Source organism: Enterococcus sp. BWT-B8 (assembly GCF_020567625.1).
Lineage (GTDB): Bacteria > Bacillota > Bacilli > Lactobacillales > Enterococcaceae > Enterococcus_L.
In genome coordinates this window covers 156,656-182,678 of the sequence record NZ_JAJDJV010000007.1, presented here as the reverse complement: position 1 = coordinate 182,678, position 26,023 = coordinate 156,656, and the positions used below count along the sequence as shown (strand labels likewise).

20 protein-coding genes, 1 pseudogene and 3 other annotated features are annotated in these 26,023 nt (G+C 39.4%); of the genes and pseudogenes, 10 read left to right on the top strand and 11 right to left on the bottom strand.

The genetic code is table 11. The features are described from left to right. The first annotated feature begins 743 nt into the window (after positions 1 to 743). Positions 744 to 989, top strand: coding sequence for a GlsB/YeaQ/YmgE family stress response membrane protein (locus LI951_RS08730; protein WP_202063998.1), 246 nt, complete (start codon positions 744 to 746; stop codon positions 987 to 989). 459 nt (positions 990 to 1,448) lie between these two features. Here LI951_RS08730 and LI951_RS08725 read toward each other — a convergent pair whose 3' ends face one another. After that, on the bottom strand, positions 1,449 to 2,096 hold the full coding sequence (locus LI951_RS08725) for a TetR family transcriptional regulator (RefSeq protein WP_202063999.1): 648 nt from the start codon (positions 2,094 to 2,096) through the stop codon (positions 1,449 to 1,451). Positions 2,097 to 2,325: 229 nt separating this feature from the next. Here LI951_RS08725 and LI951_RS08720 point away from each other — a divergent pair, with 229 nt between their 5' ends. Both LI951_RS08720 and LI951_RS08715 read left to right on the top strand, forming a co-directional pair. Then, positions 2,326 to 4,044, top strand: coding sequence for an ABC transporter ATP-binding protein (locus tag LI951_RS08720; protein ID WP_202064001.1), 1,719 nt, complete (start codon positions 2,326 to 2,328; stop codon positions 4,042 to 4,044). Continuing rightward, entirely contained in the window at positions 4,041 to 5,810 is a 1,770-nt protein-coding gene (locus LI951_RS08715) for an ABC transporter ATP-binding protein (RefSeq protein ID WP_202064002.1), read from the top strand. Before LI951_RS08720 ends, LI951_RS08715 begins: the two co-directional genes overlap by 4 nt. Positions 5,811 to 6,399: 589 nt before the next feature. On the opposite strand, the gene LI951_RS08710 is transcribed toward LI951_RS08715, so the two are convergent. The 5 genes from LI951_RS08710 to LI951_RS08690 form a co-directional block, all read right to left on the bottom strand. Beyond that, positions 6,400 to 6,963 (bottom strand): class I SAM-dependent methyltransferase, encoded by a 564-nt coding sequence (locus LI951_RS08710; RefSeq protein ID WP_229441888.1) that lies wholly within the window; start codon positions 6,961 to 6,963, stop codon positions 6,400 to 6,402. After that, complete coding sequence (locus LI951_RS08705) at positions 6,963 to 7,931, bottom strand: TIGR01212 family radical SAM protein (RefSeq protein ID WP_229441887.1); 969 nt, start codon at positions 7,929 to 7,931, stop codon at positions 6,963 to 6,965. The genes LI951_RS08710 and LI951_RS08705 overlap by 1 nt, the downstream gene beginning before the upstream one ends. A 14-nt stretch (positions 7,932 to 7,945) precedes the next feature. Then, positions 7,946 to 8,596, bottom strand: a complete 651-nt coding sequence (locus LI951_RS08700) for a phosphatase PAP2 family protein (protein ID WP_202064011.1) — start codon at positions 8,594 to 8,596, stop codon at positions 7,946 to 7,948. Between the two features lie 199 nt (positions 8,597 to 8,795). Beyond that, complete coding sequence (locus tag LI951_RS08695; RefSeq protein WP_202064013.1) at positions 8,796 to 9,842, bottom strand: DUF4097 family beta strand repeat-containing protein; 1,047 nt, start codon at positions 9,840 to 9,842, stop codon at positions 8,796 to 8,798. Then, complete coding sequence (locus LI951_RS08690) at positions 9,842 to 10,504, bottom strand: DUF1700 domain-containing protein (protein ID WP_202064015.1); 663 nt, start codon at positions 10,502 to 10,504, stop codon at positions 9,842 to 9,844. The genes LI951_RS08695 and LI951_RS08690 overlap by 1 nt, the downstream gene beginning before the upstream one ends. A gap of 281 nt (positions 10,505 to 10,785) precedes the next feature. Here LI951_RS08690 and LI951_RS08685 point away from each other — a divergent pair, with 281 nt between their 5' ends. From LI951_RS08685 to abc-f, 4 genes and pseudogenes are all read left to right on the top strand, one after another. Beyond that, positions 10,786 to 12,795 (top strand): muramidase family protein, encoded by a 2,010-nt coding sequence (locus LI951_RS08685; protein WP_229441886.1) that lies wholly within the window; start codon positions 10,786 to 10,788, stop codon positions 12,793 to 12,795. Positions 12,796 to 12,842: 47 nt separating this feature from the next. Then, positions 12,843 to 13,059, top strand: a binding site (T-box leader). A gap of 94 nt (positions 13,060 to 13,153) precedes the next feature. Beyond that, positions 13,154 to 15,670, top strand: a complete 2,517-nt coding sequence (leuS, locus tag LI951_RS08680) for a leucine--tRNA ligase (protein WP_229441885.1) — start codon at positions 13,154 to 13,156, stop codon at positions 15,668 to 15,670. An 88-nt stretch (positions 15,671 to 15,758) separates the two neighbouring features. Further along, a pseudogene (gene fosX / locus LI951_RS08675) lies at positions 15,759 to 16,167 on the top strand (FosX/FosE/FosI family fosfomycin resistance hydrolase). Between the two features lie 341 nt (positions 16,168 to 16,508). Next, entirely contained in the window at positions 16,509 to 18,116 is a 1,608-nt protein-coding gene (gene abc-f / locus LI951_RS08670) for a ribosomal protection-like ABC-F family protein (RefSeq protein WP_229441884.1), read from the top strand. 120 nt (positions 18,117 to 18,236) lie between these two features. On the opposite strand, the gene LI951_RS08665 is transcribed toward abc-f, so the two are convergent. From LI951_RS08665 to LI951_RS08655, 3 genes are read right to left on the bottom strand one after another with little or no spacing between them, the layout of a single operon-like run. Beyond that, entirely contained in the window at positions 18,237 to 19,052 is an 816-nt protein-coding gene (locus tag LI951_RS08665) for an amino acid ABC transporter substrate-binding protein (protein WP_229441883.1), read from the bottom strand. 12 nt (positions 19,053 to 19,064) lie between these two features. Next, complete coding sequence (locus tag LI951_RS08660; RefSeq protein WP_202064035.1) at positions 19,065 to 19,700, bottom strand: amino acid ABC transporter ATP-binding protein; 636 nt, start codon at positions 19,698 to 19,700, stop codon at positions 19,065 to 19,067. Positions 19,701 to 19,714: 14 nt separating this feature from the next. Beyond that, on the bottom strand, positions 19,715 to 20,356 hold the full coding sequence (locus LI951_RS08655; protein ID WP_202064036.1) for an amino acid ABC transporter permease: 642 nt from the start codon (positions 20,354 to 20,356) through the stop codon (positions 19,715 to 19,717). Positions 20,357 to 20,509: 153 nt separating this feature from the next. After that, positions 20,510 to 20,760, bottom strand: a binding site (T-box leader). A gap of 33 nt (positions 20,761 to 20,793) precedes the next feature. Continuing rightward, positions 20,794 to 21,017, bottom strand: a binding site (T-box leader). A gap of 161 nt (positions 21,018 to 21,178) precedes the next feature. On the opposite strand from LI951_RS08655, the gene LI951_RS08650 reads away from it, so the two are divergent. Continuing rightward, on the top strand, positions 21,179 to 22,813 hold the full coding sequence (locus LI951_RS08650) for a peptide ABC transporter substrate-binding protein (RefSeq protein WP_202064037.1): 1,635 nt from the start codon (positions 21,179 to 21,181) through the stop codon (positions 22,811 to 22,813). A gap of 106 nt (positions 22,814 to 22,919) precedes the next feature. On the opposite strand, the gene LI951_RS08645 is transcribed toward LI951_RS08650, so the two are convergent. Both LI951_RS08645 and LI951_RS08640 read right to left on the bottom strand, forming a co-directional pair. Beyond that, complete coding sequence (locus LI951_RS08645) at positions 22,920 to 23,240, bottom strand: DUF960 domain-containing protein (protein ID WP_229441882.1); 321 nt, start codon at positions 23,238 to 23,240, stop codon at positions 22,920 to 22,922. Positions 23,241 to 23,661: 421 nt separating this feature from the next. Next, the gene (locus LI951_RS08640) at positions 23,662 to 24,276 is read right to left on the bottom strand and encodes a 50S ribosomal protein L25/general stress protein Ctc (protein ID WP_202064039.1); all 615 of its coding nucleotides are present in this window, start codon (positions 24,274 to 24,276) and stop codon (positions 23,662 to 23,664) included. A gap of 290 nt (positions 24,277 to 24,566) precedes the next feature. Between LI951_RS08640 and LI951_RS08635 the strand changes: the two genes are divergently transcribed. Further along, on the top strand, positions 24,567 to 25,310 hold the full coding sequence (locus LI951_RS08635) for a 16S rRNA pseudouridine(516) synthase (RefSeq protein WP_229441881.1): 744 nt from the start codon (positions 24,567 to 24,569) through the stop codon (positions 25,308 to 25,310). A 5-nt stretch (positions 25,311 to 25,315) separates the two neighbouring features. Then, positions 25,316 to 25,999: a YjjG family noncanonical pyrimidine nucleotidase gene (locus tag LI951_RS08630; RefSeq protein WP_202064040.1), complete on the top strand. Its 684-nt coding sequence runs from the start codon at positions 25,316 to 25,318 to the stop codon at positions 25,997 to 25,999. The last annotated feature ends 24 nt before the right edge of the window (positions 26,000 to 26,023 follow it).

The following is a 26,023-nucleotide window of genomic DNA, read 5'->3' as shown; positions in this document are numbered from 1 at the left end:
GAATGCTTGTTGGAAGAGATGGCCCAACTATCCTTGACTACGTGAGCTCCCCTTACTAGGAAACAAAAAAATTGAATAACGAGAGAATTTCAATAAGTGGCTAACTTGCACTTGAAATTTGCGTTTTATTAGTTTCTCATTTTTAGTGCATAATTTTTGAAAAAAATATATTTTATCCTTAGAATAAAAATGTAAGGAATTATAGTCTGAATGGAGGAAGAGGTGTTGAACAGAGGGAAAAAGCTTATTTTAGGCTTACTGGTTATTGTTGGTTTGACATTATTAGCTCGTTAATTATCTACAATAGTCAGGCAGCAGTTCTTTCATTACCAAAAATGAAAATTACTTATTCTTTATTTATTGATCAATACCTTAACCTGTATTTATTTTGGGCTAGTTTGATTTTATTTATTTTATTGATCACGCTCTTTTTTGTCATCCTTTTTTGGCCGAAGAAAGAGCTGTTACTGTCAAAGATTCTAATGGTGAAATGGAATAGGTTCACAAGAAGCAGTAATTACAGAACAAGATCAAAATGCAGTAAAAGGCGAACTGACTTATGATGCTAGGGTACTTCAAAAAATTAAGTGATTTCGCGGAAAATAAAAGTGAATTTGCTTCTAATCAAACTGATAAAGCGAAAAAAGCAATTAACAGAGAAATAGACCAAGCGAAAGAGCAAATGGAAACAAGGGTATAATTAATATGCAACTGAAAAAATCATGAGAAAGAAGGAATAGAAAATGGGATTGATATGGTCATTATTAGTAGGAGCGTTAATTGGTGTGATTGCAGGAGCAATTACAAATAAAGGTGAATCAATGGGCTGGATTGCAAACATTGTAGCAGGCTTAGTGGGATCTGCCATTGGACAATCTTTACTTGGCAGCTGGGGACCCAGCTTGGCAGGCATGGCATTAGTTCCGTCTATTATCGGTGCAGTAATTTTCGTCGCAGTTATTTCCTTCTTCTTTGGAAGAAGCAATTAAGCCCAATTTATTGATAAGATTGAATAATAAATGAGTTTTCTCCATGTGTCTGCGGTTATTCGCCGCATTAAAGAGCATGTAAGTGCTTCTGCATCTGCAATTCTTGCTACACTACACTACACTTCGTTTCGATCTCATCAATTTCTAAACGGCAGAGCCATTAAGAATTGAAGGACTTCGTTTCGATCTCATCAATTTCTAAATGGCAAAGCCACTAAGAATTGAAGGACTTCGTTCCGCTCCTCGAAACAGTCATTGTTTGCTTCGAGTTGTCAGTTCCACCCTTGTCAGATTTTTTAGTGGAAGAATAGAAGTGCGATAGTCAAATGAATTAGTAGATCATTCATTCCAGAAAGAGAAGCAATTAATCGCAGAGGCATGGAGCAGCTTTGCAGCATCAAGGGTCCGGGACATACTAAATGTCACAGACCTATTTTTATTTATAGAAAAAGAGTAAACCTACTTTTCTGTTTCCAGACTATTTAAAAAGAGAGTAATCATTTTTCTGAAAATATCTTTATGCTTTTCATTTTGTCTGTAACGGAAGCTTTCTTCAACATGTTTCAACTGATGCTCCTGGATAGACTGCTTCATCAAAACAACCTGTTGGCTTAAATACTGATCGCCGTTAAGAATTTTAGAGTAAATCTGCTGTTCTTCATGCGCATCCACTAATAATCCGAAAAGCAGATGTCGAAGAGAACTGACCGCAGTAAAGCTTGTTTCCACAGAAAAACCAGCCATCCTCAAGACTCCCAACATATTATTGTAGTGGATCAGTCGGGAAGGAGAAGAAGGGATTGTTTGTATCTCAATTTCCAAAGCACAAGGGATGCGTTGATACAGTTCATAATAGTTTTCCATATATAGGAACAAGGTGTCTTTCCAGTTTTCCTGTAGGTCAGGTTCCTGCAATTGACTTTCTATATCTTCAGCCATACTTTGCAGAAGGGCCTGCTTATTTTGAAAATACCAGTAAAGAGCGGGAGCCTGAACGCCAATCTTTTTTGCAATATTGCGCATGGACAGTCTTTTTATATCAGGGGTTTCTTCCAAAAGCTGGAAAGCTGTCTTGATAATTTTTTCCCGTGATAACTTTGTTTCCATTTTTCTCATCCTTTAGTCTGAAATTTAGGCAGATGGCTTGTATTTTTTGCACAGAAATGGTAAATTGTTATGCGGTCTATTTTACGGTGTTAAATAACTGGGATAAAGCTGTTAGTCTGTGTCTCGCTAACTGTCTGCTTCTATGTTTATAATAACACATTCCTCTTCAAATTAAAGTAACGTGCTGAAAGAGGGAATAGACTAGTTTTACAGGGAAGAAGGGGAATAAATGAACATTGTGATGGATTATGTAAAAAAGTATAAAAAAGAAACCATCATTGCGCTATTTACAGTGATTATCATGGTTATGTCTGCACTTTGGCAGCCAAAACTGCTTCAGCAGGTATTGGAAGCAATTATAAAAGAAGACGATAATCAGATGAAATCATTAGGAATGTATTTAATTGGGATTGCTGTTTTGGGCTTGATAGCCGGTGTATTTAACACAATTTTTTCTGCAAAAGTAGCCCAGGGAGTCAGTGCAGATATCAGAGAAGCAGCTTTTCGAAAGATCCAGACATTTTCCTTTGCGAATATTGAAGAATTTTCAGCAGGGAGTCTGGTAGTTCGGTTAACAAATGATATTACTCAAATTCAGAATGTCATCATGATTGCGTTACAGTCATTATTTAGGATTCCCATACTGTTTATCGGCAGTTTTGCTTTGGCAATGATTACACTGCCGCAGTTGTGGTGGATTATTATTTTATTGGTTGTTAGTGTTGTAATTATTACGATGCTCTCTTTTTCTCAAATGGGAAAGCACTTTACAATTATTCAGGATTTGATAGATAGAGTAAATTTACTGGCAAAAGAAAATTTACTTGGTATTCGTGTTGTGAAATCTTTTGTTCAGGAAAAAAATGAGTTAAAGAGATTTTCCAAGGTCAGTGATGATTTGACGAAGCATAATGTGATTGTTGGGACATTATTTTCTGTGATGATTCCATTGTTTATGCTGGTAGCCAATCTGGCAGTGGCAGGTGCTATTTTTTTTGTCAGTGATCTGGTCAAGGGAGATCCGACAGTTATTGGCGGGATGGCTTCTTTCATGAGCTATCTGATGCAGATTATGATGGCGATTATTATCGGTGGAATGATGATGATGATGACATCACGTGCTGCTGTTTCAATCAAGCGGATTAAGGAAATTATGGAAGCTGTTCCGGCTATTACTTATGTAGACGGTCCAGAGCAAGAACTTGACGGACAGGTTGAATTTGAAAATGTCACATTCCATTATCCCGGAGATGATATACCTACATTGAAGGATGTTTCGTTTTCGATTAAGCAAGGAGAACAAATTGGGGTAGTCGGTGCAACAGGAGCTGGGAAATCTACCTTGGCTCAATTGATTCCTCGCCTGTTCGATCCATCAGAAGGTACAGTTAAAGTAGGTGGTGTAGACTTGCGTGAAGTGAATGAACACAGTCTGCGTAAAACTGTTTCCTTTGTCCTTCAGAAAGCTATTTTATTTTCAGGAACCATCTCAGAGAATCTTCGTCAGGGAAAGAAGGACGCGGATGAAAAAGATATGAATCGTGCAACTCAAATTGCACAGGCTAGAGAATTTATTGAAAAACTTGGTTTGCAGTATGAAGCACCTGTTGAAGAACGCAGCAGCAACTTTTCAGGTGGTCAGAAGCAAAGATTGTCTATTTCCAGGGGGGTTATCGGAGAACCTAAAATACTGATTTTAGATGACAGCACCAGTGCGTTGGATGCCCGTTCAGAAGGTCTGGTAAAAGAAGCACTGGAAAATGATCTGGGGGATACGACAACAATTATTATCGCTCAAAAAATATCTTCTGTTGTGAATGCAGACCGCATTCTGGTCTTGGATAAAGGGCGTCTGGTTGGGGAAGGAACCCATAAAGAATTGGTAGAAACAAATGATGTGTACAGAGAAATCTATGAGACTCAAAAAGGAAAGGATGAGGATGAATGACTGATTTAATTAAAGCAAGTAAATTCTTTTATCATTATTTGAAGAAATACAAACTTTCCTTTCTGATTATTTTCATTACAATTGCAGTTGCCACTTATCTGCAGGTAAAGGCTCCTCAGTTTGTGGGTGAAGCAATAGAAGAGCTGACAATATATGCGCTCTCATTGAGTCAGGGTGTCGATGATAAGAGTGCATTCATCAATGTAATCTGGAAACTGTTGATTTTTTATGTGCTGACGAGTGCAGCAAACTTCATCTACAGTATTTTATTTACCCAAGTTGTAGGGGAATCAACAAACCGCATGCGTATAGGCTTGTTTAATAAATTGGAAAGATTGACGATTCGTTTCTTTGATTCTCACAAGGATGGAGAAATTTTAAGTCGATTTACCAGTGATCTGGACAATATTCAAAACAGCTTGAATCAGGCACTGCTTCAAGTGCTGACCAACGCGGCGTTAATAGTTGGTGTGATTATTATGATGTTCCGGCAAAATGTGGAGCTGGCATGGGCGACTATTGCTTTAACACCGGTAGCGATTGTCATTGCTGTAGTCATTATTCAAAAGGCACGAAAGTATGTGGATCTTCAGCAGGATGAAGTCGGAAAGCTGAATGGTTACATGGATGAAAAAATTAGCGGGCAGCGTGTCATTATTACGTATGGTCTTCAGGACGAGACGATTGACGGCTTTATGAAACAGAATAAGAAAGTTCGGGAAGCGACTTTTAAAGGGCAAGTTTACTCAGGTCTGCTGTTTCCAATGATGCAGGGAATGTCTTTAGTCAATACCGCAATCGTTATCTTTTTTGGAGGCTGGCTGGCGCTTAACGGGCAGGTGGATCGTGCAGCAGGTTTGGGACTGATTGTAATGTTCGTTCAGTATTCGCAACAGTATTATCAGCCGTTGATGCAGATTTCTTCTGGATACAGTATGATTCAGCTTGCGGTAACAGGGGCTCGCCGAATTAATGAAATGTTTGATGAGCCGGATGAGATCAACCCGGCTGATGGAAAAGAAATCAGCGGAGTCAATGAATCAGTTGCATTGAATCATGTTGAATTTGGGTATGATCCTGAAATTCCAATTTTGAAAGACGTATCAATTAAAGTTAATAAAGGTGAAATGGTCGCTCTAGTTGGTCCGACAGGCTCCGGCAAGACAACCATTATGAATCTGCTGAATCGTTTTTACGATGTGAATCAGGGCTCGGTTACTTTTGACGGGACAGATGTTAGAGAACTGAGCCTGGAAAGTTTGCGTTCTCACGTGGGAATTGTTCTGCAGGATTCTGTATTGTTCTCAGGAACAATACGGGAAAATATTGCTTTTGGCAAACCTTCTGCAACAGACGATGAAGTAGTCAATGCAGCAAAACAGGCAAATATTCATGAATTTGTCATAGGGCTGGAAAATGGCTACGATACACTGATTACGGAAGAAAACAATGTATTCAGTACAGGACAGAAGCAGCTTGTCAGCATTGCACGAACGATTTTGACAGATCCATCCTTGTTGATTCTGGATGAAGCAACAAGTAATGTGGATACGGTAACAGAGGCAAAGATTCAAAAGGCAATGGATGAAGCGATTAAAGGAAGAACGAGTTTTGTAATTGCTCACCGTTTGAAGACAATTTTAAATGCTGACCGAATTGTGGTGCTGCGTGATGGGAAAGTCATTGAAGAAGGCAGCCACCATCAGCTGTTGAAACAGCATGGATTCTACTCTGAGTTGTATCATAATCAGTTTGTATTGGAATAGAACAGATAAAGAGAACGTATGGAAACTTTCAGTTTCCATACGTTTTTTGTAGTGCGCCAGGTATGGCAACTAACTAGGTGGTGAAAGCCCACTGCGATGGTACACATCGACCAATCGCTAGAGAAAGCAAACAGGGAACATATTAATCCATGTCACCCTGTTTGCTTTTTCAGTGTTGCTTTTGGTTTCTTCTTGAGGAAATAGGTTCCTCTATACAAAAAGATCCGCTCAGTGAAAGCAGCACTGACGGTAGTAGGTTACAAAAGCATCGAACTGAAAGTAGAGCTTTCTTTTGATGGAAACTTTTTGAAAAAAATTCTCTTCAAAAGAAAGGTTAGGGTCTAGAATATCTAAGGAATCTTTGGTCTGCTCGGATAAAGACGTTTTGAAACACTCCTGTAGGTTGGTTTTGGTCGACTTTACTTCTAACGGATTTCAAGGTGTCATTCCTGTTTTTTTCAAAAAGAAAAAGTGCCGGTGAATATAACCTTACCAACACTAGATATTATAGAGCCTGAAAAAAAATCATAGAATAAAAGAATGCCCACAACTTTTCTGAAGATGTGAACATTCTTTTATTCATTTCTACCTATTTTTTCTCAATACAATATAAAATCGGCGGATGATTCATTTGATTGATAAACTGATAACTCAGAACATTATAGTTCTGTTGTGGAAGGCTTCTGCAAAGAGCTTCAACCATAGACAGCTCCTCTTTACCTCCTTCGTGCCCATAATAGACGACCAAAATGATTCGTCCCTTAGATACCAGACGATCAAGGAGCGCATCAACAGCTGCTTTTGTCGTGTCAGGCTGAGTGATAATTTCTTTATCACTTTTTGGGAGATAGCCTAAATTAAAGATAGCTGCTTTAATGGGAGTTTCTATAGTAATTACATCCTTGATTGTCTCATGGCCCTGATGAAACAAGGTGGACTGCTCCATCAGCTTCTGCTCACTCAAACATTTACGTGTTGCATCAATTGCTGCTTTTTGAACATCAAAAGCATAGACTTTACCAGTGATTCCCACAAGTTTTGCCAATAGAGCAGTATCATGTCCATTTCCCATAGTGGCATCAACTACCTGATCGCCAGGCTGAATGATTTCTTCCAGCAGTCGGTGGCTGAAATGAAGGGATGTCTGAAGCATTATGCCAATACCTCCCCGTTAGTCCGGACATTGTATTTTCCTTGATAACTGTCGCGGTTTTTCAGTTCATTATCGATGGCATTTAATACTTCCCATTTCTTCAGACTCCACATAGGACCGATTAAAGAATCAAAAGGAGAGTCCCCGGTTAATCGATGAATAATTATTTCCGGGGGAATCATTTCCAGCTGATCACAGATCACAGAGACATAATCTTTACGGGTCATCAACTGAAGACGACCTTCATTGTAATCCCGCATCATTTTTGTGTTGGTCATCAAGTGAAGCAAGTGCAGTTTGATTCCCTGAATGTCTGAATCTATAATTGTTCGGCGGACATTTTCCCGCATCATATCCAGATTTTCCCCTGGCAGGCCATTAATCAGATGGGTACACACACGAATATTATGCTTTCTCAGTTTTTCTACGCCGTCCAAATAGGTTTGGTAATCGTGTGCACGGTTAATGGCATTGCTGGTTTCTTCAAAGGTTGTCTGAAGTCCTAGTTCTACCCATAAATAATAGCGTTCATTCAGCTCAGCTAAATAATCTACTACATCATCAGGCAAACAGTCAGGGCGGGTTCCAATTGCCAGCCCGACAACACCTTTTTCGTTAACAACCTGTTCAAAACGATGACGAATAACTTCAACAGGTGCGTGAGTATTGGTAAAATTTTGGAAATAAACAATATATTGTTCCACATTTGGCCATTTTCCATGCATCATTTGAATTTCTTTTTGAAATTGTACTGGAAGCGGATCGTGAGGTGCAACAATCATGTCTCCAGATCCGGATACACTGCAAAATGTACAGCCGCCCTTAGCAACTGTACCATCGCGATTTGGACAGTCAAAGCCGCCATCAAGAGGCACCTTGAAAATCTTGCCGCCAAATTGCTGACGTAAAGCATAGTTCCATGTATGATAGCGTTTATTAAGATCATCAGTATAAGGAAAAGTTTTCATTTTTAGTCTTCTTTCTAAGATTGAATATTTTTAAATCGCCATATAAAACGCAGCTTCTGGTAAACGGGATAGCTGATTAAAAGCCATGAAAGACCAAAACAAAACCCTCCAAGTATGTCACTTGGAAAGTGAACGCCTAAGTAGACCCGGCTGATTCCAATAAAGAGGATACCAATTCCCAATAGGATTTGGTAAGTCAAGCGCAGAGAATCTTTTTTGACAAATAATGGCAATAATAGAATGATTGTACCATAGAGCAGGACACTTCCGGTAGAATGACCACTGGGAAAACTGTAGCTGTGTTCTGTTACTAGATGTTCCAGATCCGGACGTTCCCGTAGAAATATCAATTTTAGCAGCGAATTCAGAATACCTGCAGCAAAGCCTGTGTTAATCAAGAGCCACAGAGCTTCTGCATAATACTTTTTCAACGCAAGTACTCCTACAATTGTCATTGTTAAAATGGCAACAGTCAATGGATTGGCAAATTTTGTGTACCAGATAAATTCCTGATTAAGTGCAGGGTAAGGAGTTCGAATAATTGCAGTGAGTGTTTGATCAAAGCCGTTCAGCCATTCGGAGTAGAACTTCACTGTGTATCCAAGAAATATAAAAACGAGAAGAAAGCAGCTGCCGGCAAACTGATAATAAAGGTTGTTTTTCATTAATATAAGTCATTCCTTTTAGTCATTTGTTTTTCTACAGAAAATTTTTGACACGCTTATTCAGTATACCGCATTATGGTTTATTAAAAAATGAGTCGGAGCTTATTTAATAAATTTTAATGAAAAAAGCTGAAGCGAATAAATGATTATCTGCTTCAGCCCTATTATGTTCTATTTAGATGGAATACTGTGAAAATAACTATTCTTCGTATTCTTCATACTCTTCCTCATAATAATATATATCATAAACAGAGATATCTCCTGTATTAGTTTTTAGTTCAAATTCACTACCGTTTTTTCCGCGTTTATAAGTAGAGCTTTCTTCATCTAAAAGATCTACATCTCCCAGTTCGGATTCGGCTTTGATTGTGATATTATCTACTCCCTGGGGTAAATCGATTTCAATATCTCCGTGTTCCATCACAGCGTTCATCTTTTTAGGAAGATTCTCTCCAGCCAGGTAAATAGAGCCGCTTTTCCCGGTCAGCTCCACATCCCCCCGGAGATCAATGATATAGAACTCTCCATTTTTAGAATCTGCGGTTAATTTAGAAGTTTTTACATCGTTTAAGTCTATATTTCCACTTGAAGTAATGATTTCAACCTCATTACCTGTAAAGCCATAAATACTGGTATTACCATACTCACTTTTTAGAGATAGTTTCTCAATGCGGCTGTCACCATAAATATTAATATATCCATTCCTGCTGTTTATATTTATCTCTTCTGATGTATTAGAAATAAAATTGATATCGGCATGATCAATTGTTGCTTCCAACTTGGTAGTGATAAAATCATAGACGTCAATTGTGCCTGATGCATCACCATCAATAACCAAGCGCTCAATATCTGCTGGGATGGTCAGTTCAATTTGGGAATCTTCAAGATGGAAAAACTGAAAGTCAAACTGTTCAAAAGTTTCATTTTTTTGATTTCCGCTGACAGATACTGTGAGCGTTTCTTTTGATTCCTTTGCATCAAAGGAACTGTTAATGGGTGTAGTAACACTGCTTTGAGTATTCATGGACACCTGATTATCTGTTGAAGACCGCAGAATGTAAGCAGCATTGCCGGAAAGAGTTAAATGCAGCTCTTTGATATCTTTTTTATTTTTGATAGTATAAGCTTCCTGCTGATTTTTTACCATTGATATTTTCGCCCGCTGATAGAATACTGCACTGCCAATCCCGCCGACGGCTATTGCCAGAATACCGAGAATCAGAAAGAAAATAGTGACTTTTTTCATTATGCCCGCCCCCTAAACACTTTACCATGCCATTTGATGTAATTCTTTAATGAACTGAAGAATAACCGTGTAAGCGGCAATAAAATAACTACACCAATAATTCCGATACCGGAAAGAAAAATAGTGAAGAACAGCTGAAACAGTCCGGCATCATTAAATCCAACGATCAGTGAATATGTTCCTAGAATTGGTGAAAGAACCAGAACGATCGCTGCAATCCAACATGAAAAAACGACCGCGGCGAAAGCAACAAACATCCAGATCATAAACAGAAAATCAAAAGCCAGCAATGCACAGCTTTTAAAAACACGCATGCCTATTTTTTCAGGAGGCCGTGTATCAAAGAGTTCTTCTTTATAGGGATGTTCTGATACGAATTTTTCAAATTCAGTGTATTCGTCATATTCCTCTGATGAGGGAATCTCCTGCCAGCCATCTCTGGTCAGCTTTTTTTCAGGGATATCAATACCAAATTCCTTTAGGATTTCTTCTGCGATAGAACGGGGTTTTCCCAAACTTTTAGCAATTTGTTCTTCTGCTTCTCCAGCAGCTGTCCGTTCTTCAAAAAGTGTGTCATATTTTTCTAGAACAGCTGCCTGATGTTGAGGAGAAAGGGGTTTTAAATATATTTTGAGTTCGATCAAAAAATGCTCTTTATTCATACGATTCCCTCTTTTCATTCAATAATTTCTACGATGTTTCTCTCATGTACACTATAAGTTTTTACGAAAAGAATAACAAGTAGTTTTGCGGAAAATCGGTCTAAGGTAAAGAGTAAAGTAGGTCTTAAGACGGAGAGGATTTAATACTATAAAAACTAAATATAAGAAATATTTCTAAAATGAATATAGATGTTATGTTTTTATAAATCTTTTATTTTTTATTAAAAACATGTATACTTATAAAGAAGAATTTTTTTCTATTATAGATGGAGGACCTACTTATGAAAAAGCTGTCACGAAAAGAAAGAAGGAAAGCAGAACAACACTATAAAGCGGTTGAACAATTAAAAAAAGGAACTACGATACTCAGTTCAGCCTTGGCTGTCTCTTCTATTGCCAGTACAGCGGCTTTATTACCAGGTGTTGCAGAAGCAACAGATGGGGAAGCAGACAGTGCAGAAATTGCGCCATCGGCTACTGATACATATCTGGACAATATACAAACAACAAACATAGAAAACACAGCAGAAGATTCCTGGGCGGAGGAGACCGCTTCTTCAGAAATAATAGACGACTCTGAAATGTCTATAGAGGAAACGATCCAAAGTGAAGCTGTAACAGAAGAATCGACAGCAGCAGAAGAAACTCCAGTCTCTTTAGATGAACGTACTGAACCTGCTCCTTTTGCAGCAGCAAGTGCGTCTGTCAGTACGTCCTCTTTTATAAACAGTATCTCCGGGCATGCTCAAACCGTTGCAGCAGCAAATGACTTATATACCTCGGTAATGATTGCTCAGGCTATTCTTGAAAGTGGTTCAGGGGCGAGCTCGTTAGCTCAGGCACCGTATTATAATTTGTTTGGGATTAAAGGAAGCTATAATGGTCAATCAGTATACATGAATACCTGGGAATATTTGAATGGGGAATGGGTCGCTAAAAATGAAGCGTTTCGTAAATATCCATCATTTACGGAATCTTTTCATGATAATGCCTATGTTTTAAGAAATACATCATTTCAGTCCGGCGTATATTATTATTCCGGCGCTTGGAAAAGTAATACAAGTTCTTACAGGGATGCAACAGCATGGCTGACAGGACGTTATGCAACTGATCCAGCATATGGTGCAAAATTAAATACTCTGATTGAGGCCAATAATCTGACTCAGTACGACACACCGTCAACCGATGGGAATACTGGAGGAAACACAGACAGTAGTACCGATGGAACAGGAACTGGCGGCGGTTCTTCGTCAAACAATAAGGATGTGATTCACACCGTTGTCTCCGGAGACAGCTTGTGGGCACTCGCCAGCAAATATGGAACGACCATTACCAATATTAAAAACTGGAATAATTTATTCGGCGACACTATTTATATTGGACAAAAGCTGGTTGTGCAAAAAGGTAGCGGGACATCTTCCGGAGGGAGTACTGGGGATACCAGCGGCTCATCCTCCGACAATAACAACAATAATTCTGATAATACCGGAACAACAACAAATACGTATTATACCGTGAAGTCTGGTGATAGTCTGTGGGTAATTGCTAACAGCAACGGAGTGAGTATAGCGAATCTTAGAAGCTGGAACAATATTAGCGGCGACCTGATTTATCCTGGTCAACGACTGATTGTGAAGAAAGGCAGCAGTACTTCCTCAGATGGAGGCACAGGAAGTACAGGGGAAAGTTCTTCAGACAATAATAATTCAGGCAATACTGGAACGACAACAGATACGTATTATACCGTGAAATCTGGTGACAGCCTGTGGGTAATTGCTAACAGCAACGGAGTGAGTATAGCGAATCTTAGAAGCTGGAACAATATCAGCGGCGACCTGATTTATCCCGGTCAACGCTTGATTGTAAAAAAAGGCGGCAGCACAGGAAATACCAATACCGGCGGCAGTTCTTCAAACAATAATAATTCAGGCAGTACTGGAACGACAACGGATACGTATTATACCGTGAAATCTGGTGACAGCCTGTGGGTAATTGCTAACAGCAACGGAGTGAGTATAGCGAATCTTAGAAGCTGGAACAATATCAGCGGTGATCTGATTTATCCTGGTCAACGTTTGATTGTGAAAAAAGGCAGCGGGGCATCCAGCGGCGGCAGCTCCGGCAGTACCAATAATTTCAACAGCTCAAGCAGCAAGACACATCTGGTGAAAAGCGGCGATACATTATGGGAGCTTGCTAACCAGTACTCTACAACAATTCAAAAAATTAAACAGCTGAATAATTTAACCGGAGATATAATTTATATTGGACAGCAGTTGAAAGTTGCGTAAAAGGATTGAAATGCGCAAGGAAATTTGTTAGTATAACGTCATATATAACTACAGCAATGATAAGGAGTAGTAGAAAGAACTCTGTTTTAGAGAGCGTATGGCTGGTGAAAATACGCACAGAAGCTTTTGAACTCGCCTTGTAGCTGATTCTTGTTGAATTAAACAGTAGATAAGAACGGCGGCGGCCGATAGAGCGCTGAAGATTTGTCTGTGCAAGCAGCAAATAAATTTAGGTGGTACCACGTTGTATTCAACGTCCTATGGGAAAGTTTTCCTGTAGGGCGTTTTTTTATTAAGGTGTTGTATTGCCGAAACTTGTAGCAGCGAATACAGTAATTAATGAATCAGGAGGAGAAAAATGAACTACGACCACAAGAAAATAGAGAAGAAATGGCAAAAGTACTGGGCCAAAAATAATTTGTTCAATACACATGATGATCCGGATCAAAAGAAATTTTATGCACTGGATATGTTCCCCTATCCGTCCGGTCAAGGACTTCATGTCGGTCATCCGGAAGGCTATACAGCAACAGATATTATATCCAGAATGAAACGAAGTCAGGGCTACAATGTTTTGCATCCAATGGGATGGGATGCTTTTGGGCTTCCGGCAGAACAATATGCTTTGGATACTGGAAATGATCCAGCAGAATTTACAAAGAAAAATATCGAAACGTTTAAACGCCAAATTAATTCTCTGGGATTCAGCTATGACTGGAATCGTGAAATTAATACGACAGATCCTGAATATTACAAGTGGACACAATGGATTTTTACCAAGCTGTATGAACATGGACTGGCATACGAAGCTGAAGTGGCGGTTAACTGGGTACCTGAGCTGGGAACTGTGATTTCCAATGAGGAAGTGATAGATGGGAAAAGCGAACGCGGCGGTTATGATGTTGTCCGTAAGCCTATGCGTCAATGGATGCTGAAAATAACTGATTATGCGGATCGTCTATTGGACGACCTTGAGCTGGTTGACTGGCCTGAAAATATTAAGGAAATGCAGAGGAACTGGATTGGCCGTTCAGAAGGTGCTAATGTTACGTTTAAGATTGCAGACACAGATAAAGAGTTTACGGTATTTACAACTCGTCCGGATACACTTTTTGGAGCGACTTACAGTGTGCTTGCACCTGAACTGGCACTTGTACAGGAAATAACAACAGATGAACAACGCTCAGAGGTAGAAGCATATATTGCAGAAGCCGCAAAGAAATCAGAGCTGAACCGAACAGATCTGGCAAAAGAAAAAACGGGTGTGTTCACTGGTGCGTATGCAATCAATCCAGCAAATGGGACAAAAATACCGATCTGGATTGCAGACTATGTTCTTTCTTCTTATGGAACAGGTGCAATTATGGCTGTCCCTGCTCATGATGAACGGGATTATGAATTTGCCAAAACATTTGGATTGGAAATTACTCCGGTTGTTGCCGGTGGAAATACAGCTGAAGAAGCTTATACAGGCGATGGGCGCCATATTAATTCAGCGTTTCTTGATGGATTGAATAAAGAAGAAGCGATTGTAAAAATGAACGACTGGCTGGAAGAGCAGGGTGTCGGTAAAAAGGAAATCAGCTATCGGTTGCGTGACTGGCTGTTTTCACGTCAGCGTTACTGGGGTGAACCAATCCCGATCATTCACTGGGAAGATGGCACGACGACGACCGTTCCTGAATCAGAATTGCCGTTGTCATTACCTAAAACGGATGATATCAAACCGAGCGGAACGGGTGAATCACCTCTGGCAAATATCGAAAAATGGATTAATGTTGTTGATCCTGAAACAGGAATGAAGGGGCGTCGGGAAACAAATACGATGCCTCAATGGGCAGGGAGCTCATGGTATCATCTGCGCTATGTTGATCCTCATAATAAAACAGCTATTGCAGATCCTGAGAAACTGAAGCGCTGGCTGCCGGTGGATATTTATATTGGCGGAGCAGAACATGCGGTGCTGCATTTGCTGTATGCACGCTTCTGGCACAAATTCCTGTATGATATCGGTGTAGTTCCGACAAAAGAGCCGTATCAAAAGCTGTTCAATCAAGGAATGATTTTGGGACAAAGCTTCCGTGACAGTCGAGGTGCACTGGTACCTACAGATATGGTTAAAAAAGCTGAGAACAATGGCTGGGTAAGTATTGAAACTGGGGAAGAGCTGGAAGAAGCTCCGGCTAAAATGAGTAAATCACTGAAAAATGTGGTGAATCCGGATGAGGTGATTGAAAAATACGGAGCCGACACGCTGCGTCTGTATGAGATGTTTATGGGACCTTTGGAAGCAGCGATTGCCTGGAGTGAAAATGGTTTGGAAGGAAGCAGGAAGTTCCTCGACCGCGTTTGGCGTCTGATTGTTGATGAGAAAGGGAAAATGCGGGATCGTATCACTACTATGAACGATGAGAAACTGACAAAAGTTTATCATCAAACGGTGAAAAAAGTCACAGAAGACTATGAACAGCTTCATTTTAATACAGCGATTTCTCAACTGATGGTTTTTGTAAATGAAGCAAATAAAGCAGAGGTTCTGCCTTATGAATATATAGAAGGATTTGTTCAGCTGCTTGCACCGATTGTTCCTCATCTTGGAGAAGAGCTGTGGTCAATTCTTGGAAATGAAGAAAGCCTGACTTATGCTGCTTGGCCAACCTATGAAGAAAGCCAATTGGTTGAAGATGAAGTGGAAATTGTTCTTCAGGTAAATGGTAAAGTCAGAGAAAAACTGGTAGTTGCTCGGGGACTTGATCGAGGAATTTTGGAAGAACAGGCACTTGCTTCAGAAAGTGTGCAGTCCTTCATTGAAGGAAAGACTGTGCGAAAGATTATCGTTGTACCAGATAAATTAGTCAATATAGTAGCAAATTAACTGATTGAAGGTTGGACCTTAGAGCGTGAGTGTATATTTATGATACGCTCTCTGAGGTCCATTTTTTTATTGAAAGCAGAGATTTTTTATGGAGGGATTAAGTCATATTACGTTTATCGTTAAAAACATTGAAAGAACAACTAAGCTGTTTAAAGAAGTGTTTGCTGCAGAAGAAATCTATTCAAGCGGAGAGGATGTATTTTCTGTATCAAGAGAAAAGTTTTTTTTGGTTCAGGGGGGTGTGGATCGCAGTTATGGAAGGAGAGTCCTTACCGTCAAAAACGTATAATCATGTAGCTTTTAAAATTGACAGGGACAAACTGGCTGAGTATGGGGACAAAATTGCTTCACTTGGATTAGAGATCAAAGATGGTCGAAATAGGATAAAGGAAGAGGGGCAGTCTATTTATTTTTATGATTATGATAATCATTTGTTTGAACTGCATACCGGAACATTGGGAGAGCGCTTAAATAGATACAGGAAGGGAAATAAATAGAGGCGGTTGCGGTGTCGTCAGCATCATGATACAATAACAAAAAAAGACAAGGTGGTGAATAGGCGTGATGGCAGTTATGGGAAAAATAACATACAAAGTCTTTGACTTTCTAGGATTTATTTATTTTTGCTATAACATTATTTCCAATTTTTTCTTCCAAGGGACAAGTGTGTCTAAATATGGAAGAAAAATTTAAATAAAGAGACCATTCAGGCTTATTTACGCAGATATGTTAAAGATAATAAATAACAAACAAAGCCATGGGTATTTTTCCTGCGGCTTTTTTCTTTGATATGAACAAATCTGTTTTTAGTATGCTGAGCGGCAGAAAGAGGCAATAGATGTTAATACAACTACAGGGAATAGAAAAAAACTATAGCACATATCCGTTATTTGAAGAGCTGAGTTTAAAAGTTGAAAAAGGAGAACGGATTGGAATAGTGGGAACAAATGGTTCCGGAAAATCCACTATTCTTAAAATGATTGCAGGATTGGAGGCTGCAGATAAAGGCACGATCAGTATTCAAAAAAATATAACTGTGGGTTATCTGGCTCAACTTCCTGAAGCTGAGCCAAAACCGGTTCGGGAATACTTGCTTGATTCGTTTGAGACTGTCAATCATATACAAAAACATCTGAAGTATTTAGAAGAGAAAATGACCGATCCGCAGGCTGATTTTGAGAAGCTGCTTTCACAATATGGCAAACAGCAGGAGTTGTTTGAAGCAGCAGGCGGTTACGAGGTAGAGAATCGTTTGGAGATGATTGCAAATGGATTGGAGGTAGCTCACCTTATGGATCAAAGTTTTGATGCATTAAGTGGTGGGGAACAGACAATCATTAATCTGGCACGTATTCTTCTTCAGCAGCATGAAGTGCTGCTGCTGGATGAACCGACGAATCATCTGGATATTCAGCGAATCAGCTGGTTGGAAGGTTATCTGCTTCATGAAAAGAGAACTTGTCTGATTGTTTCACATGACCGTCAGTTTTTAAATCAAGTGGTTGAGAGAATCGTTGAGATAGAGGATGGTAAATGTTGGAATTATAAAGGCAGTTACTCTGCTTATAAGGAACAAAAAGAAGAGCGTATTGAAAAATTGAGGAAGGATTTCGCTGAGCAGCAAAAGGAAATTCAAAAGATAAAGCTGACGATCCGTAGATTCAGACAATGGGGGCATGAAGGAGATAACGAAAAGTTCTTTAAAAAGGCAAAAGAGTTGGAACGTCGTCTGGAAAAAATTCAAAAAATACCCAAACCCAAAGGAGATAGCCAGAAACTTGGGAAGGGTTCTTTCCGCATAGCTGATCGTTCAGGCAAAGAAGTCCTTATTGGCGAAAGGCTTAAAAAGGAGTATGATGATCGCGTGTTGTTTAAGAACAGCAGTTTTTCTTTATTTTGGAAAGAGCGGGTTGCGATAATCGGTGAGAACGGGGCCGGAAAAACAACATTGATGAAGCTGATTCTGGAAAAAGAATCTCTAGATAGTGGTGAGCTTAAACTGGGAAGTAATGTGAAGATTGGCTATTTACCCCAAGCTATTCAATACGATTATCCACAGCGGTCCATCTTACAGGAGTTTATGTATGAGTGTTCTTTGGACGAACAGGAGAGCAGGCGGCTGCTTGCTGGATATTCATTTTATAAGGAGGATGTGCTGACTCAACTGCGGTTTTTAAGTGGCGGAGAGAAAATCCGCCTCGAATTGGCAAAACTGATGCAGCAGAAAATTAATTTTTTGTTGCTGGATGAACCGACAAATCATCTGGATATTGAAACAAGGGAAGAGGTGGAAGAAATTCTAGAAGACTTCACTGGGACATTACTGGCTGTTTCGCATGATCGTTTCTTTTTAGAAAAAATGTTTCCTGATTTTTTGGTGATTAAAGATGAACGAATCACTAAGATAACATGCAGCTATTCTGATTTTTTTAAACAGGAAATCTAAGTTGGGAAAATGAAAGATATAAAAAAAGGCAGAGATAAAATTAAATTTTACTCTGTCCTTCTTTTGTAGTCTTACACAGTCTTTTGATGCTGAACGGCTCAGCAACTTTCAGATTAGTTATTATTCAGTAACATCTTCACCAAACCAGGTTTCAGATATTTCAGCGAGCGTCCCATTTTCACGCAGTATTTTGAAAGCCTCGTTAATTTTTTCAGCTAATTGCGGGTCGGTTTTGCGTATACCAACAGCAAATGTCTCGCTTTCGAAGGCTCCGGGAATAATGGAATAATTTGCAAGATTCTCTTCATGTGAAAGGTAATAGTTGGCATAAACCCGATCAATCAGGAGACCGTCAATACGACCGGATTTTAAATCCATGAAAGCCTCATTAAATCCATCATATAAAACAGCTGTCTGGTCTTTTACCAGATCTTTCAGGATCTCCGGCTCTTCTTCAAAGCCATGATACCCGGAAGAGCCGTTTTGAGCACCTAAAATTTTATCTTTCATATCAGAAAACTGGTTGATATTGTTCTTTTTCAATGATACAACAACCTGTTCATTCTTCATGTAATCGTTACTGAACAGCACCTTTTCTTCTCGTTCAGCTGTTTTTGAGTAGCCATTCCAAATTAAATCAATGGTCTGATTTTGCAGTTCGTTTTCCTTCATTGACCAGTCGATTGGCTGAAAATCAATCTCAATATCATACAAAGCAAAGACGGCTTTTGCCAAATCAACATCAAAGCCGATAATCTCTCCTGCTTTATTTTGAAAGCCCATAGGGACGAAGGAATCATCCAAGCCTATAATGATCCGTTTCTCCTGATTAATTCGTTCCCATTGGTCTCCGTCAGTCTTTTTTCTTCCGCAACCGACGATCAGTAAGGAGAAAATCAGCAAAATAGGGATCAGCCAATATACGTTCTTTTTCATAAAATTCTCCTCCTATTGAACAGGGGCGACCGTTAACAGCTGGTCGGCAATATTTTCAGCAAACTGCATATCGTGAGTCACAACGATTTGCGTGATGCCCTGTTCTTTCAAACTTAAAATGACTGCTTCCACTTGCTGACGCAGCTCAGGGTCCAGTGCGCTGGTAGGCTCGTCATATCCCAAGACTTTGGGTTTCATTGCAAGAGCTCGAGCCAAAGCTACCCGTTGCTTTTGACCACCAGACAGCTGATAAGGGAAAAGTTCCTCTTTTCCTGAAAGGCCAAATTTATTTAGCAGCTCCAGTGCCTCGGCTCTGCTTTCTTCCTTGGGCTGTTTCAGCGACAGGACAGGTGCTAATGTGATATTATCAAGTACTGAAAGATGAGGAAACAGTTGAAAGTCCTGAAAAACAATACCTACAACCTGATCTGCATTATCCATTGCAACAGGATCAAAGGTTTGTCCATCAATAGACAATTCTCCTGAATCAATGGTTTCCAGACCGGCAAGACAACGAAGTAATGTCGTTTTTCCACCACCGGAAGGACCGACAATTGTCAAAATTTCTCCATCCGGAATTTCTATAGATAATTGATCAATAATCATTTTAGTATCAAATCGTTTTGTTAAATTTTTTATGACCAGCATGTCTTTTCCTCCTTTTAGCGGTAATATTGATAGTATTTTTCGATTTTTTTAGACAGCAGCGTCAGAACAGCTGTGAATAATAGATAAATGACCCCGACCAAAGCCAGCGGCAATATGGTTACATCTCTGCTCATTGCAATTTTTCCGGCTCTTAACAGGTCTCCCAGTCCGATAACATAAATCAGTGAAGTGTCTTTCACCAGGTTGATGACCTCATTGCCAATGGAAGGCAGGACGATTTTAACGACCTGAGGCAGAATAATTTTTTGAATGGTCTGCAGTTTTGTCAGACGAAGCACTTTAGCTGCCTCATACTGCCCTTGAGGAATTGATTGGATACCCCCACGAAAAATTTCAGCAAAATAAGCAGCATAATTTAATATAAAAGCAAAAAGTGCTGCATCGTATCGTTCGAAAACAATTCCAACTAACGGCAAACCGTAAAAAACAAAAATCAACTGCAGTAACAATGGTGTTCCCCGCATCAGCCAAATATACACGTTGATAAGATAAGTCAGTGGCTTAAATCGACTTTGAAGTCCAAAGGCGACAATAATTCCCAAAGGAATTGACCCAAGCAAAGTAAAAATAAATACCTTAATGGTCATTCCAGCACCGCTTAATAAAGCCGGTAAAATTTCCCCTACATAATCCATAATACAACCTCCAGTAATTTCTTTATAAAGACTATGTTAAAAAATGAACCGTTTTACCGCTCATTTTAAAAACCAAAAACAATGTTGTGTTTTCCTCTTTTCATCAGACAATACAGTCTCGACCAAATAAAAAGAACCTCCCGGCATAAGAGCCAAGAGGACGAAAATATCGTGGTTCCACCTCATTTTACTTCTGTCTTGCAACAAAAGCCTCATGAGCAGTTGGCTGTATAAACCGACTGCTGCCTCGTTAACGGTGAGCTGCCGCATTTTCTTACTGAAAGCTTCAGAAAATGACTTCTTCAGATGTGTTCATTATTGTCTTTCTGCTGCTTCTTTCAGCGGTTGAAGCATTCTCTGTCAGTAAGGGGGCAATAATTACTCGTTCTGTTCATTAGTTTTAGATAATAAAAAAAAGTCCTTCGGCATATCAAATGCCAAAGGACGAAATATCGTGGTTCCACCTTTGTTCACTGTTATCTCACAATAACAGTCTTAGAAAGTCTATGACTCTATGCTGTAACGGGCCATCCCGGGTTTGTTTACTGAAGTTCAACAAACCAACTCCCAGATGTGGTTCACTTTGTCTTGTGCCTTTTTTCACCAACCAAAGACTCTCTTGAACAATGACGAAAGCTACTCTTCTGTTCTTTGTTTTTATTTACTTTATCATCGGGATTACAATCTGTCAATGTGAAAAGGAAAAAAATATGAAGCATATAAATTAAGCAAATAATTTTTTTCAGGTAAAATAGAATATAATAGGTATACGTGCAGTTTTTTTTGTACTTTTAGCGGGATTTATTTGGAGGAGGAAAAAGAATGAAGAAATTTGGTTTATTAATGGCAGCAGCTGTACTATTGCTTAGTGCCTGTAGTTCAGGGTCTAAAAATAAAAGTGAGTCTGGAAGCACGACTGAACCGGAGCAAGTGATTAATGTAGCTTCCGGTGGTGAATTATCAACTTTAGACAGTGCTCATTATACAGATGTTTACAGTTCCGATATGATTGGGCAGTTGGCTGAAGGGCTGTATCGTTTGAACAAAGATCAGGAACCGGAACCGGCGATGGCAGCAGAAGAACCGACAGTAAGTGAAGATGGGCTTGTTTATATATTTAAGTTAAGGGAAGCTGAATGGTCAAATGGGGAGCCGGTCACAGCAAAGGATTTTGTCTACTCTTTTAAAAATGTTGTTGATCCTGCGTATGGCTCAAGTAGCAGTAATCAGATGGATATATTTAAAAATGGACGAAAGATTCGTGAAGGTGAACTTACTTTAGATGATTTTGGTGTAAAAGCTGTGGATGATCAGACCTTGGAGCTCACGCTGGAATATCCGATTACGTACTTGTCTCAAGTTTTGACAGGTACACCGTTTATGCCGAAAAATGCAGAGTTTGCAGATGAAAAAGGAACTGCCTATGGTACTTCTTCAGATAACTTTGTAGGGAATGGTCCGTTCTTGATTTCCGGGTGGGATGGTACAACGGAAAGCTGGCAGCTGACTAAAAATCCGAATTACTGGGATCAGGAAAAAGTAAAGCTTGAGGCAATCAATGTACAGGTTGTGAAGGAAATTGCGACAGGAACGAATTTATTCGACAGTGGTGATTTGGATTATACTGGATTGGCCGATACCTATGCATTGCAATATAAGGATTCACCTCAGGCCTATTTTGTTCCCAAAGCATTGGTCGGTTATCTGAGTCCAAATCACAAGCGTGAAGTAACAGGGAATGTGAATGTTCGTAAAGCAATCCTGCAGGCTATTGACAAGGAGGCTTTTGCAGCAGATATTTTGGGTGATGGCTCAACTGCTTTAAATGGATTTGTACCCAAAGATTTTGCGAGAAATCCGGCAAATGGAGATGATTTCAGGAACGAAAATGGTGATTTGCTGCCCTATGATTTAGATGCGGCGAAGGAAAGCTGGGAAAAAGCGAAGAAAGAGCTTGGAAAAGAAACGATTGAACTGGAATTGCTTTCTGCTGACTCGGCAATTGCTAAAAAAACGATTGAATTTGTACAGGGGCAGCTGCAGCAGAATCTTTCCGGCTTGACAATCAACTTAAAATCTATACCGTTGCAAAACAGATTGGACCTTCAGACAGAAAGCGAGTTTGATTTGGTATTTGGAACATGGACACCAGATTATGCGGACCCAATTAACTTTTTGGAGTTTTATGATTCAAAGAGCGGATTAAATACAGCAGGATACGACAATTCAGCGTATGATGCCGGATTGAATGATGCACAAATCACACTTGCCAATGAACCCGAACAGCGCTGGCAGGAATTGCTGAAGCTGGAGAAAATGCTTGTTGAGGAAGATGCTGCGGTGCTTCCGCTGTATCAGGGAGCGATTGGTTATCTGAAAGCAGATCGACTAAAAGATCTTCAGGTATTTTCATTTGGTCGGACGATCTCTTATCGTATGGCTTATGTTGAGGAATAATGACTGATTGAAGAAACTAAAAATGAAAAAAGACACAAGGAACGGTTTGAAGTGACCCCAAAACGTTCTGTGTCTTTTTTCATTTAGCTGTTTATACATATGCTTTTTAATGAATAATCTCGGTAGGCAGTAATATTGTTTCCCTTTGTCCATCATCAACTGCTAAAACTCGTTCAGGATAATTTGAAGAGTAAGGAAAATCCAGATCAACTGCCATTTCTACATCGCTGAATTCTTGTGAAAAGTGGAGAGTTACCTTGTTGTTATTGGACAGAACATCAAAAGTGAGCATAGTTGTTAAAGGAATCACACCTTTTAGATTACGGTCAATAATAAACCAGATACTATCTATCAGCTCTCCCGGAAGAGTGGTCACAATGCCTAAAGAGGCATAACGGCTGCGATTTGTATCAAATGATTCAAACATAGAAATCCCTCCTTCATTTCACTTACTATTAGTATAGCGCAAACAACTGGAAGTTTGGAATGGGGTGCTTCTTTTTCTGTGTCTATAGTTCTTGCTGAGCTTCGTTTCAATTTCAACAATCTCTAAATGGCAAAGCCATTAAGAATTGAAGGACTCTGTTTTGAACCTCTGAGCAGTCATTGTTTGCCTCAAGTTGTCAGTTCCACTTTTGTCAGATTTTTTAGTGGAATGATAGGAGTGCGATAGTCAAATGAATTAGCAATTATTCATTCCAGAAAGAGAAGCAATTAATCGCAGAGGTATATAAAGTCTGGAACACTAGGGGCTGCAACATAATGTTACAGCCCCGATAATAATCCTTTGTTTGATAATAATCCTTTATTTCCGTAATAAAAAATTGGGTTGTGTAAAAGGATTTTTATTATTCTTTTTCTTCTCCGATCACTTCTGGTTCAGAAGTTTCTCCTGGAGTTTCTTCTTCTTCGTTGGACTGAGCTTCCGTAATGTTGACAATTTGTTCGTCACCATCAGTTACAATAGTGAATTTATCATTTTTTGGAAGATCAGCAACAGTTAATGAATCACCGATTGCCAACTTGGCAACATCAACTTCTACACGTTCAGGCAGATTTTCAGGTGTAGCGGATACAAGAACAGAATACAGATTTTGAGTAAGAGCTCCACCGGCTTTCACACCTTTAGCTTCTCCCACTAAAACAACTTCAGCTTCCACTTCTGTTTCTTCAGTCATGTTAACTGCCAGAAATTCAACGTGTTTAATCTTACCTGTAAATGTATCAAGCTGTGTTTTATACACCAAGGTATTTACTTTTTTTCCATCAATAGTCAATGCAATAACTGTGTTGGCACCATTATCGCGTAAGACCTTAGTTAATTCTTTCTCATCTACAGTGATTGGAGTGCTTTCGATCTGATAGCCATAAACAACTGCTGGAATTTTTCCTGAGTGACGTAACTCATTTCTAAGTGAACGGGGACGGACGGCTCTTTTCTGAACTTCTAATGAAACTGACATAACCTAAATTCCTCCTTTGATAGTGAGTGAATTTATTTGGTTAAACAAAATGCAACATAAAGAAATTCCAACGAACAAAAAAGGACTGATTACAACATAATCAGCCCTGGAACTTCACCTATGATACCTTTTCTCTTCCAGGTCATTACGCTGTTTTTGAGAAACCTATGATTCACTTTACTTATTAACCATAACGTGATTTTAACTTTAAGTCAAGGGAAGTGAAATTTTTGGCTTGAATTGAACAGATCTTAATGTATAATTAAGGATTATTATGTTAAGGAGCTGCTATGCGTTTAGATAAATTTTTGGAACAGCAGAATATAGGTTCTAAAAAGTCCGTCAGACGATTACTTCAGCGAAAAGCTGTAACCGTTGACGGTCAGATAGTAATAGAAGAAAATATAAATATTGATCCGACTGTCCATGAAATAAAAGTGGCGGGTAAAAGGATAAGAGGTGCAGGGCATTCCTACTTCCTGCTGAACAAACCGCAGGGAACAGTTACAGCTGTAAAGGATGCTGAACACCAAACAGTCATTGATCTTATCAGAGAAGAGGATCGAAAAACTGGTCTTTATCCAGTTGGCAGGTTGGATAGAGATACTGAGGGACTGGTTTTGATTACAGACAACGGACAATTGGGGTATCAGCTGCTTCACCCCAGCAGGAAAGTAACAAAGCGATATCTTGTTACGGTAAATGACCGACTGACTGAAGAAGATTGCCGGTGTTTTTCAAAGGGAATCGTTTTTATTGGCGGAATACAGTGTCTTCCGGCTGAGTTGGACATTCTTACTAGCTCTTCAGATAGAAGCAAGGCTTATCTGGATATCAAAGAGGGCAAGTTTCATCAGGTGAAAAAGATGTTCCTGTCCGTTGGGAAAAAAGTAACCTATCTTAAGCGGATCAGCATAGGACCGATTGTTTTGGAGGATGATTTAAGGAGCGGAGACTATCGGTCGTTAAATCAGGAAGAAATAAGGCAGCTGCTTCCTGTTGTAAAAAAGGTAAATATAGATAGAAATGGGTAGTGAGGATGAAATACAAGACATTATTATTTGACGTAGATGACACATTATTGGATTTTCGGACAACAGAAAAGCGTGCTCTGTATACGTTGTTTTCAGAAGAGCAGCTTGAACTGACGAAGGAAATTGAACAGACTTATCAGGCAATCAATCATCAGTTGTGGCAGGATTTCGAGCATGGTAAAGTTGCAAAAGAAACCATCAGCGAAACACGCTTCGGTTTATTGTTTGAGCAGCTGGGGAAAAAGGTTGATGGAAAAGCACTGGGTGCAAGATATCAGAAGCACCTAAGTGATGGTCATGATCTTCTGGGAAACAGTAAGAAGATTTTAGAAAAATTACAGCCAGATTATGATTTGTATGTGGTCACAAACGGGATTGCTGTAACACAATACAAGCGATTGAAAGATGCTGATCTTTATCCGCTGTTTCAGGATATCTTTGTTTCTGAAGAAATTGGATATCAAAAGCCGATGAAAGAATATTTCGATTATGTATTTGATCAAATCCCTGATTTTGATAAGGAAAAGACGGTCATTATTGGTGATTCTCTTAATTCAGATATTGGCGGAGGACAGCAGGCAAATATTCAAACGGTTTGGCTGAATCCAACCAGACAAGCAGGCAAACAGGAAATTCAGCCTACGTATGAAATTCAACAGCTGGATCAGTTGTTTTCGATATTAGGTTAAAGAAGGTTAAGAAACCACTAATCT

Excerpts from the sequence above, each read along its gene's own strand:
- LI951_RS08660 (WP_202064035.1), bottom strand. The coding sequence starts at position 19,700 with ATGCTGGTCATAAAAAATTTAACAAAACGATTTGATACTAAAATGATT.
- LI951_RS08635 (WP_229441881.1), top strand. The coding sequence starts at position 24,567 with ATGCGTTTAGATAAATTTTTGGAACAGCAGAATATAGGTTCTAAAAAG.
- LI951_RS08690 (WP_202064015.1), bottom strand. The coding sequence starts at position 10,504 with ATGAATAAAGAGCATTTTTTGATCGAACTCAAAATATATTTAAAACCC.
- LI951_RS08665 (WP_229441883.1), bottom strand. The coding sequence starts at position 19,052 with ATGAAAAAGAACGTATATTGGCTGATCCCTATTTTGCTGATTTTCTCC.
- LI951_RS08715 (WP_202064002.1), top strand. The coding sequence starts at position 4,041 with ATGACTGATTTAATTAAAGCAAGTAAATTCTTTTATCATTATTTGAAG.
- LI951_RS08645 (WP_229441882.1), bottom strand. The coding sequence starts at position 23,240 with ATGTTTGAATCATTTGATACAAATCGCAGCCGTTATGCCTCTTTAGGC.
- leuS (WP_229441885.1), top strand. The coding sequence starts at position 13,154 with ATGAACTACGACCACAAGAAAATAGAGAAGAAATGGCAAAAGTACTGG.
- LI951_RS08720 (WP_202064001.1), top strand. The coding sequence starts at position 2,326 with ATGAACATTGTGATGGATTATGTAAAAAAGTATAAAAAAGAAACCATC.
- LI951_RS08640 (WP_202064039.1), bottom strand. The coding sequence starts at position 24,276 with ATGTCAGTTTCATTAGAAGTTCAGAAAAGAGCCGTCCGTCCCCGTTCA.
- LI951_RS08730 (WP_202063998.1), top strand. The coding sequence starts at position 744 with ATGGGATTGATATGGTCATTATTAGTAGGAGCGTTAATTGGTGTGATT.
- LI951_RS08705 (WP_229441887.1), bottom strand. The coding sequence starts at position 7,931 with ATGAAAACTTTTCCTTATACTGATGATCTTAATAAACGCTATCATACA.
- LI951_RS08725 (WP_202063999.1), bottom strand. The coding sequence starts at position 2,096 with ATGGAAACAAAGTTATCACGGGAAAAAATTATCAAGACAGCTTTCCAG.
- LI951_RS08710 (WP_229441888.1), bottom strand. The coding sequence starts at position 6,963 with ATGCTTCAGACATCCCTTCATTTCAGCCACCGACTGCTGGAAGAAATC.
- LI951_RS08695 (WP_202064013.1), bottom strand. The coding sequence starts at position 9,842 with ATGAAAAAAGTCACTATTTTCTTTCTGATTCTCGGTATTCTGGCAATA.
- LI951_RS08685 (WP_229441886.1), top strand. The coding sequence starts at position 10,786 with ATGAAAAAGCTGTCACGAAAAGAAAGAAGGAAAGCAGAACAACACTAT.
- LI951_RS08630 (WP_202064040.1), top strand. The coding sequence starts at position 25,316 with ATGAAATACAAGACATTATTATTTGACGTAGATGACACATTATTGGAT.
- LI951_RS08655 (WP_202064036.1), bottom strand. The coding sequence starts at position 20,356 with ATGGATTATGTAGGGGAAATTTTACCGGCTTTATTAAGCGGTGCTGGA.
- abc-f (WP_229441884.1), top strand. The coding sequence starts at position 16,509 with ATGTTAATACAACTACAGGGAATAGAAAAAAACTATAGCACATATCCG.
- LI951_RS08700 (WP_202064011.1), bottom strand. The coding sequence starts at position 8,596 with ATGAAAAACAACCTTTATTATCAGTTTGCCGGCAGCTGCTTTCTTCTC.
- LI951_RS08650 (WP_202064037.1), top strand. The coding sequence starts at position 21,179 with ATGAAGAAATTTGGTTTATTAATGGCAGCAGCTGTACTATTGCTTAGT.